This is a genomic window from Aromatoleum evansii, from assembly GCF_012910805.1.
Taxonomy (GTDB): Bacteria; Pseudomonadota; Gammaproteobacteria; order Burkholderiales; family Rhodocyclaceae; genus Aromatoleum; species Aromatoleum evansii.
This window is the reverse complement of the sequence record NZ_WTVK01000057.1, coordinates 26764-35289: the sequence shown is the minus strand read 5'-3', so window position 1 is coordinate 35289 and position 8526 is coordinate 26764. Positions and strand designations below refer to the sequence as shown.

Sequence of the window (8526 nt, the reverse complement as noted above, 5' to 3'; positions counted from 1 at the left end):
ATACACGCCCACCGCCGAGGCGCGCCAGGCGGGATGCGCGACGTCGCCGATCGCGGCCAGCAGGGTCGGATAGACCATCGCGGTGCCGAGCCCGAGCAGCACCGCCCCGAGCGCGAAGACGGCGAAACCCCCGCTCGCCGCGGTGATCGCGATGCCGACGGCCTGCACCCACATGCCCCCAACGATGAGCCCCTTGCGGCCGATGTGGTCGGACAGCGCACCGGTGAAGATCTGGGTGACGCCCCACACCGCGGGATAGATCGCCGCGAGCACGCCGATCTGCGCGAGTGTCATCCCGGCAGCCGCGAAGAGCAGCGGGAAGAGGCCCCAGGCCATGCCGTCGTTGAGGTTGTTGACGAGCCCCGCCTGGCTCACGCTGGAGAGGTTGCGGTCGGTGAGCGAGGTGCGGCGGAAGATCTCGCCCTGCGTCGGCGTGTCCGCTTCCGCGTGATGGGCGCGCACCTCGTGGGTCACGTGGTGGCGGGTCTCACGCACGGCAAACAGGGACAGCAGCAGCCCGGCGGCGACATACACCGCGCCCAGATAGAAGGGTTCCGGACGCAGCCCGTACGTCGCCGCGAGCCAGCCGGTCGCCAGCGCGCTCCCCGCCACCGCGAAGTAGCCGGCGAACTCGTTCAGCCCCATCGCCAGGCCACGCTGCTTCGGCCCCACCAGGTCGATTTTCATGATCACCGTGGTCGACCAGGTCAGCCCCTGGCTCACGCCGAGCAGCACGTTGGCGCCCACCACCCAATCCCAGTCCGGCGCCCACATCAGCAGGAAGGGTACCGGGATCGCCACCAGCCAGCCCGCCACCAGCACATGCTTGCGGCCGAAGCGGTCGGAAAGCCGCCCGGCGAAGTAGTTGGTGAGCGCCTTGGTGACGCCGAAGACGACGATGAAGGAAAGGATTGCCGTGCGCGCCGCGATGTGGAACTCGCCTTCCGCGATGGCGGGCAGGATGCTGCGCTCGAGGCCCACCATGGCGCCGACGAAGGCGTTGACCAGCACGAGCAGCGCGAACTGGCCGAGGTTCTCGCGCAGGCCGAGCCGGATCGGGACCGCGGCGGTGTGCATCGCTCAGTCCGCCAGGCCGAGGTTGGCGCGCACCATTGCGTCCATGTCGGCCGGCCGCGGCGGAATCTCGCGCGTCAGGCAATCGACGAAGGCCGCGCGGTCCATCGCGAGTGCTGGGTTCCAGCGCTTTTCGAAACCCAGCGTGGACGAGGGCTTGCCGGAAAGACCCGCGCCGCACACGCTGCCCGCCTGGTGGCCGGGGTAGATCTCCAGCGCGTCGGGCAAGGGCAGCAGCCTGGCGTGCAGGCTGTCGTAGAGCAGGCCCGCCATCTCCGCTTCCCGGCCCGCGAGATCGGGCCGCCCTACCGCGCCCACGAACAGCGTGTCGCCGGTGATCACGAACCACGGCGCCTCGCCCCGGCGCGTGTCGGTCACCAGCAGGCAGACGCTGTCCGGGGTGTGGCCGGGGGTGTGGAGCACCTTCACCTTGACGTTGCCGACGTCGAGCACCTCGCCGTCGGCCAGCGGTTGGAAGTCGTATGTCACCCGCCCTTCGTTGGACTCGTGCAGGCAATACGGCGCACCCACCTTCCGGGCAAGCTCGCGCCCACCCGAGTAGTGATCGGCGTGGACGTGCGTGTCGATCACGTAGCGGATCTCGACCGCCGCCCTGCGTGCCTCCTCGACGAACCAGTCCTCGTCGCCCGCGACGACGTCCACCGCCACCGCCTGCGCGTGCCCGGCGCAACCGAAGAAGTAGGAGAGCGAGGATTCCCGGGTTGCGAGCTGTCTGAAGAACATCGTCCCATCCTCCTAGAAGACGAGGACCTTGTCCGCCTCGACCGTCCACTGCGCAAGCTCGGCGAGCGTCGAGCGCCTCGCCCCCTCGGTGATCTCGGCCTCGGTCATGCCGCGCGCGTCCATGCAGGTGCCGCACAGCGCGACCTCGCCCTGGCGCAGCACCTTGCCGAGCATGAGCTGGACGTTGTAGTAGCCCTCCGGCACCTTCTGGCCGGCCTTGGCGCAGCCCACCGCGTCGGCCATCAGAAACAGCCGCACCCGCTGCTCCGGCTTGCCGGCGACCGCACCCGCGAGGCGCAGCGCGTTGTACGCGCGTTCGCTGCCGTAGGGCGCGTCGTTGAGGATGAAGAGCATCGTCGCCATGTCGTTTCCCCTATTGCGTTCCGGATTGCCCGCATGCGCCGCGCCGGCCCGCGCCGACTGCGGGCCCTTCGTCAGTTGTTCGGTCCAGCGCCTTCGACCGGAAGCCCCGCCGCCTGCCATTCGCTGACGCCATCGAGGATCTTGCGCACGCGAAAACCCCGGGCCGCGAGCAGGCGCACCGCCTCATCCGAGAGCAGGCAGAACGGGCCGCGGCAGTAGGCGACGATCTCCTTGTCGCGGGGCAGCTCCGCGACGCGCCGCTCGATCTCCTCCACCGGCATCGAGCGCGCGCACGGCAGGTGAGCGGTGTCGTACTCGGTGCGCGGGCGCACGTCGATGACCACGATCTCGCCGCTGCGGGCCTGCTCGAGGAGTGCCGCGCGATCGAGGGAGGTGAGCTGCGAGGGGTCGGCCGCCATGCTGTCGAGCGCCATCCGCAACTCGAGCAGGTGCTCCTCGGCGACCTCGCGCAAGCTGACCCACAGGCCGGCGACGTCGGCTCCGCTCAGGCGGTGGATCACGTACTTGCCCTCGCGACGCGAACCGACCAACCGCGCGTCCTTCAAGACCTTCAGGTGCGCGCTGGCGAGCTTGATGTCGATGGAGAGCTCCTCCGCGAGCTGCTCGACCGTCTTCTCGCCCTGCGCGAGCAACTCCAGCAGCGCGAGCCGCTTGGGGCTGGAGACCGCCTTGCCGATGCGGGCGACCTGTTCGTAAAGGAGTTCCTTGAGGATTTTCTGGTTCATTCGTTCAATCTAATGAATTTGCGAGTGAATGGCAAGCGCATTCACTCTGGGGCCGACATGCCGGACTTCGCGAGGCGCGGCGATGGCGCTGCCGGCCCTCACTTTCAGGGGAGCCGCCTGAATTCGGAAAAGATCGTACGCTAAGCAATCGCGCGGGCTTCAGAGCACGCCAGGGCAACCTGGCTGTTATACCGGTCGCCGCGTCGCTGGTACTTTTCGCCTGGCTGCTGAGCTTGCATCCGTCGACAGCGGGCCGCACTTACGCGGCCTATGGGGGCATGGACATCGTCGTTGCGCTGCGGTGGTCGCGTCTCGTCGACGGGATCGCGCTGACGCGCTGGGATCTGGTGGATGCGACGATCGCACCGGTCGGCATGGTAGTCATCGCGCTGCAGCCTTCCGGGAAAATCTAGGCGCGGTGACAAGCCACGTTGCGGGGGGCGTGTGATCCTCATCTCCGCAATAACCGGAGTCCATTTGCTACCACCAGCAGGCTGGCTCCCATGTCGGCGAATACCGCCATCCACATGGTGGCGTCCCCGGTAAAGGTAAGCATCAAAAACACCGCCTTGATGCCAAGTGCAAGGACAATGTTCTGCGTCAATACCGCAGCCGTGGCGCGCGACAAGCGCACGAAGGCGGGAATCTTGCGCAGGTCGTCATCCATGAGCGCCACGTCCGCTGTCTCGATGGCGGTGTCCGTGCCTGCCGCACCCATCGCAAAGCCAATGTCCGCGCGGGCCAATGCGGGGGCATCGTTGATCCCATCCCCCACCATGCCGACTGTGCCGCCCTGCCGGTTCTTCAGGAGCGATTCGATCGTCGTGAGTTTGTCTTCCGGCAGCAGATTGCCTCGTGCCTCGTCGATGCCCACCGCGCGGGCGATGGCTTCGGCCGTATGGGCGTTATCGCCGGTGAGCATCAGCGTTTTCACGCCGAGCGAATGCAAGTCGGCGATCGCCTGGCGGCTCGTGTCCCGTACCGTGTCGGCAACCGCGAAAATGGCGAGCACTCCGGTCTGGTTCGCTAACAGCACTGCGGTCTTGCCCTGACGTTCCAGCGCGCTGAGCTTTGCCTCGATATCCGCGGAACACAGCCCCAACTCTTCGATCAGCCGATGGTTGCCGAGTTGATACATGTGACCGTCAATGCTGCCGCGCACCCCCCGGCCCAGAATGGCAGAAAAATCGGCCACGTCGCGCAACACCCATCCCAGTTCGGTCGCGGCACGGGCGATCGCCTGTGACACCGGATGATCGGAGCGTGCGGCAAGGCTGGCCGCCAGAATGTGCGTTCGGTTCGCATCACCGCTCAGCGCCATGAAGTCAGTCTGGGCGGGTTTGCCGTGGGTAATCGTGCCGGTCTTGTCCAATGCCAGTGCGGCCAGCTTGCGCCCCTCTTCGAGATACAGGCCGCCTTTCACCAGAATGCCTTTGCGAGCCGCCGCAGCGAGACCACTGACGATGGTGACGGGTGTCGAGATCACCAGTGCGCACGGACAGGCAATCACCAGCAACACCAAGGCTTTGTAGATCCAGTCCATCCAGATGCCACCGAAGACCAATGGAGGCACGCTTGCCACCAGCAGTGCGACAGCGAACACGGCCGGGGTGTAAATGCGGGCGAACTGGTCAACAAAGCGCTGGGTCGGGGCGCGGCTCCCTTGAGCCGACTCGACCGCGTGGATGATGCGGGCCAAGGTTGAATGACTTGCCTCGGCCGTCACCCGATATTCGAACGATCCCGCCTCGTTGATCGTGCCGGCGAACACGCTGTCGCCTTCGGCCTTATCCACCGGAAGGCTCTCGCCAGTGATGGGCGCCTGATTTACCGTTGACCGTCCGCTGGTCACCACGCCGTCGAGAGCGATCCGCTCACCGGGCCGCAGGCGTACTACGGCTCCCAACGGCACGGCCTTGGCCGGCATTGCCACCCAGCTTCCATCGCTCTGGCGCACGGTCGCGGTTTCGGGCGCAAGACTCATCAAGCCGCGAATCGCGTTACGCGCTCGGTCGAGCGATTTCGCTTCGATCACTTCGGCCAGCGCGAAGAGGAACATCACCATCGCCGCTTCCGGCCAGTGTCCGATGAGCATCGCGCCCGTCACGGCAATCGCCATGAGTGCATTGATGTTCAGATTGCGATTCTTGAGCGCGATCCAGCCTTTCTTGTAGGTGGACAGGCCACCGCTGAAAATCGACACCAGCGCGAGCACTACGACGGTCCAGTGGTCGCCGCCGTTGAGCCAATACACGACCTCGGCCAGCGTCGCGGTGACCCCGGCAAGCGCCATCGGCCACCAGTTCGTTTTGGGTAATGATTCTGCCGGCGCGACTGCATTCGCCGTGCCCCCCGATTCGACCTTCGCCTCGAAGCCGATGGCGTGCAGGGCTGCCAGGGTCGCGTCCAACGTCCCCGGACTGTGCGTCACGGTCAGGCGACGCTGCATCACGTTGAAATCGAGCGCGGTCACACCGTCCATGCCGGCGAGCTTGTTCCGGATCAACGCCTCCTCGGTCGGGCAGTCCATCCCGGCGATCGTGAGCACCGTGCGAACCTGGTCAGCTGCCGTATCGATGCGTCGTGCCCGCATGCCGGAGGCTTGCAGAGCCGCTTCGACCACGGCCAGCGAGTCGAGGCGGTGGCTCACGGCCACCGTGCGCTGCGGCAGGCTGAAATCCAGTCCCGTCACGCCGTCGAGGGGTTCCAGATTGTTGCGGATGAGCGCAGCATCGGTGGGGCAGTCCATGTTGTCGATGCGATACAGCGCCCTCTCGGGGTCGCGGGGGGAAGATTCGACCGGTGATGGCGCCCCGGAGGGACAACCGCAGCCGCTGACATTGCATTCGCTCATGTTCGGTTCCTTTGTCTGGCGTTAATGGTCATTTAACAATCTGTAGTCACTACAGAGTCAAGCGACTAAAATGCAGGCAGGAGCCTTTATCCCGGCCTTGAAGGCAAGCACGATGAGAATTGGCGAACTGGGAAGAGTGACGTGCACGCAGATCGAGACGATCCGCTATTACGAGCGTGAAGGGCTGCTGGCCGCCCCGGCTCGGACGGAGGGTAATTTCCGCATCTACGATGACACCCACGTCGAGCGCTTGTCGTTCATTCGCCATTGCCGATCGCTGGACATGGCACTCGACGAGATTCGCATCCTGCTGCGATTCAAGGACGCACCCACCAAGAACTGCGGCGACGTGAACACGCTGCTGGATGCGCACATCGGCCACGTTGCTGCGCGCATCCGCGAACTTCGCGCGCTTGAAAGGCAGCTCAAGAGCCTGCGCGACCGTTGCCACGAGGCCCAGGATGCCGCCCACTGCGGCATCCTGAACGAGTTGTCACAGCCTTCGCGTCCGGGAGGGACTACCGGGGGCGGGCATGTGCATGGCGTGCATGGCGTGCATGGCGTGCATGGCGTGCATGGCGGCGTCCGTGCGCGCACCCCATGAAGGCCACGGCCATACGTCGCGTCAGAGCCGGGGTTTTTCGCACACAAGATCCTCGCGTTGACACAGATGAACTGGAACAGCAGGCGGTTGGGCGACCCATACCCTGTGAGGCATACGGCACACCATGTTGAATGGATTGTCAGGACGCTCTCATGAATGAGGTCGATGTCTACCTACAGGCTGCAACACGCGCCAATACACGCCGCAGCTACGCCTCCGCCGTGCGGCATTTCGAGGTGGAATGGGGTGGTTTCCTGCCGGCCTTTAAGGTAGGCCAACACCATGGCCTTGTGCCGGAAGAAGGTGCGCTCGACGGAGTATTCGATCCGTATCGTGTCACCGAATCCCATAGCATGCCGGATGTGAGTGATCACTTCGGACGGTATCTTCTCGAGGCCGGGAAAGAAGCGCAGGTGCTGGAAAACCTTGAGCAGGACGGCCAGTCCGAGTCGGCTCCCGGCAGAACGGCCGGCCGACTTCAGCCAGTCGATTTCTTCATCCTGCAGCGTAAAGAACTGTCGCAGGTCACCCGGTGAGTAGTAGCTCAGAAACTGCGGGTATGCGGTGCGCTCCAGCGACGCCATCCTGATCCTCCGGTATCCGTGCCAGCACGCAAGGGTAACGGAGATTGCGGGGGTTTGTGTGTTATCAGGATGATCTGCAGATCAATTACTTACAGGCGATATGTACAGTTTTTCCCTTCATCCCGGTCATAGCCCAACTACAGGCAGGCACCGGCAACGCTGCCAGTTCCGCCAGGTGTGACCGCCACCGCTCGAGACGTTCGCCCTGGGTCTCGCTCAGACCGCGCAGCATCAGATCCCAACGAAACTCGATTTCGCGGGCGAGATCGCGGAACTGCCAGTTCATTTCATCAAGTGCCGTGCTCAGTTCGGCGGCGATGAGCGGATCCTCGGCCGCGAGTTCCAACAGACCTTCGATGCTGTCCGGATCGAAGCCGAACTGGAGCAGCATGGAGCGCACGCTCAACATGCGCTCGAGAAGAAACGCCAGCTCCGGAGGCGGCGGATTACCGTCGGAGTCGCACAGTGCCGCATAAAGCTCACCCCAGCCCTGGAGCAGGTACATGGCAGTATCGAGTTGGGCGCGGGTGACTCGGCAAATCGGGGCCGGGGCCGGTTCCGCAGTGCTCCTCCGCAGCCCGCCCTGCAGGAAGGACAGCAGCTGCCGATCGTATCTGCCCTGATTGAGCCTTACGACGGCATCCAGGCGCGCGACGCTACCAAACCGCGTCAGGATCGCGGCACCGACATCCGCAAGGCCGATGATCCGGGCGAACTGGCACACCAGCTTGTCGCGCAGGCCGTAAGGATAGCCGCTTCCGTCGATGCGTTCGTGATGTTGCAGGATGCCGGCCAGAACCGGTTCGCCTAGCCCGCCGGCCTCGCGCGCGATCAGATAGCCGGTGATGGGATGTACACAGATATGACGCCACTCGTGCTCGCAAAGCTGACGGCGCGGATCGAGGAGCGCCGGGTCCGTATGCAACTCCCCCACATCGTGAAGCAGGGCGGCCGCAAGCAAACGGGTCGTGTCCTGCTCATCCAGGCCGGCACGAATCGCCAGGTAATGAGAAATCAACGCGACCATCAGGAGATGCCGGAAAAGCTCCGGCCGTTGTTCCTGCGCAACGGTAAGTTTGAAGATCAAACGGCGCGGCAAAGCCAGACGAGCCATCCCGTGGCGCATCGCCAGGGGATCGCCGGACTGGTACGCCAATTGGCCCAGAAAGGCATTTTCGTCGATGAGGCGAGCGGCGTCGCGGGCCAGCGAATCTGCAGACACCGCCTCGGCGACGTCGAGGCAGCAGTCGATGGGCCTGAGTAGCTTATGGTCGAGCAGCCACTCGCGCAGCTCGCTCGTGACGACGCAGCCCTTTGCGACCAGGATCCTGCCGTCGTGCGCGCAGATATCCTCGCTTACCGTGATCTCCCTGCGCTCGCCCATCGCGGTCATTGCAGAGACGTAACGCGAATCCTCCGCGATAACCTTGCGGGCGATGTCCTCGTAAGATGCGTCTTGAGTGTTCGTCATGCACGCGGCGTCATGAAAGATTCTCTGCATCCGCAGTAGCGGTGAACGCTGCCGGCAGCCCACGGGACTTACAGGCGCGCGTTGAA

The 8526-nt window shown here is 64.7% G+C and carries 7 protein-coding genes and 2 pseudogenes; 2 read left to right on the top strand and 7 right to left on the bottom strand.

What is annotated here, in order from left to right; all coding sequences use genetic code 11:
* From GO615_RS22320 to GO615_RS22305, 4 genes are all read right to left on the bottom strand, one after another.
* Positions 1-1077, bottom strand: a 1077-nt coding sequence (locus GO615_RS22320; RefSeq protein ID WP_169132083.1) for an MFS transporter, incomplete at its 3' end; no start/stop codon positions are given.
* Between the two features lie 3 nt (positions 1078-1080).
* Positions 1081-1818 carry an MBL fold metallo-hydrolase gene (locus GO615_RS22315; RefSeq protein WP_169132082.1) on the bottom strand — a complete coding sequence of 246 codons (738 nt, stop codon included), beginning with the start codon at positions 1816-1818 and terminating at the stop codon, positions 1081-1083.
* Between the two features lie 12 nt (positions 1819-1830).
* Positions 1831-2181 carry a DsrE/DsrF/TusD sulfur relay family protein gene (locus tag GO615_RS22310; protein ID WP_169132081.1) on the bottom strand — a complete coding sequence of 117 codons (351 nt, stop codon included), beginning with the start codon at positions 2179-2181 and terminating at the stop codon, positions 1831-1833.
* A gap of 71 nt (positions 2182-2252) precedes the next feature.
* A complete protein-coding gene (locus GO615_RS22305; protein ID WP_169132080.1) occupies positions 2253-2927 on the bottom strand; it encodes an ArsR/SmtB family transcription factor in 675 nt (224 codons plus the stop codon).
* Positions 2928-3100: 173 nt separating this feature from the next.
* Between GO615_RS22305 and GO615_RS22300 the strand changes: the two are divergent.
* A pseudogene (locus GO615_RS22300) lies at positions 3101-3340 on the top strand (YnfA family protein); the annotation flags it as partial.
* A gap of 38 nt (positions 3341-3378) precedes the next feature.
* On the opposite strand, the gene GO615_RS22295 reads toward GO615_RS22300, so the two are convergent.
* A complete protein-coding gene (locus GO615_RS22295) occupies positions 3379-5781 on the bottom strand; it encodes a heavy metal translocating P-type ATPase (protein ID WP_169132079.1) in 2403 nt (800 codons plus the stop codon).
* A 112-nt stretch (positions 5782-5893) separates the two neighbouring features.
* On the opposite strand from GO615_RS22295, the gene cadR reads away from it, so the two are divergent.
* Positions 5894-6385, top strand: coding sequence for a Cd(II)/Pb(II)-responsive transcriptional regulator (gene cadR / locus GO615_RS22290; protein ID WP_169132078.1), 492 nt, complete (start codon positions 5894-5896; stop codon positions 6383-6385).
* Positions 6386-6621: 236 nt separating this feature from the next.
* Here the strand turns inward: cadR and GO615_RS22285 are convergent.
* Together GO615_RS22285 and GO615_RS22280 are read right to left on the bottom strand one after the other, a co-directional pair.
* A pseudogene (locus GO615_RS22285) lies at positions 6622-6969 on the bottom strand (DUF4158 domain-containing protein); the annotation flags it as partial.
* A gap of 85 nt (positions 6970-7054) precedes the next feature.
* Positions 7055-8440: an HD-GYP domain-containing protein gene (locus GO615_RS22280; RefSeq protein ID WP_169132077.1), complete on the bottom strand. Its 1386-nt coding sequence runs from the start codon at positions 8438-8440 to the stop codon at positions 7055-7057.
* Between the last annotated feature and the right edge of the window lie 86 nt (positions 8441-8526).

Excerpts from the sequence above, each read along its gene's own strand:
- GO615_RS22295 (WP_169132079.1), bottom strand. The coding sequence starts at position 5,781 with ATGAGCGAATGCAATGTCAGCGGCTGCGGTTGTCCCTCCGGGGCGCCA.
- GO615_RS22280 (WP_169132077.1), bottom strand. The coding sequence starts at position 8,440 with ATGACGAACACTCAAGACGCATCTTACGAGGACATCGCCCGCAAGGTT.
- GO615_RS22310 (WP_169132081.1), bottom strand. The coding sequence starts at position 2,181 with ATGGCGACGATGCTCTTCATCCTCAACGACGCGCCCTACGGCAGCGAA.
- cadR (WP_169132078.1), top strand. The coding sequence starts at position 5,894 with ATGAGAATTGGCGAACTGGGAAGAGTGACGTGCACGCAGATCGAGACG.
- GO615_RS22305 (WP_169132080.1), bottom strand. The coding sequence starts at position 2,927 with ATGAACCAGAAAATCCTCAAGGAACTCCTTTACGAACAGGTCGCCCGC.
- GO615_RS22315 (WP_169132082.1), bottom strand. The coding sequence starts at position 1,818 with ATGTTCTTCAGACAGCTCGCAACCCGGGAATCCTCGCTCTCCTACTTC.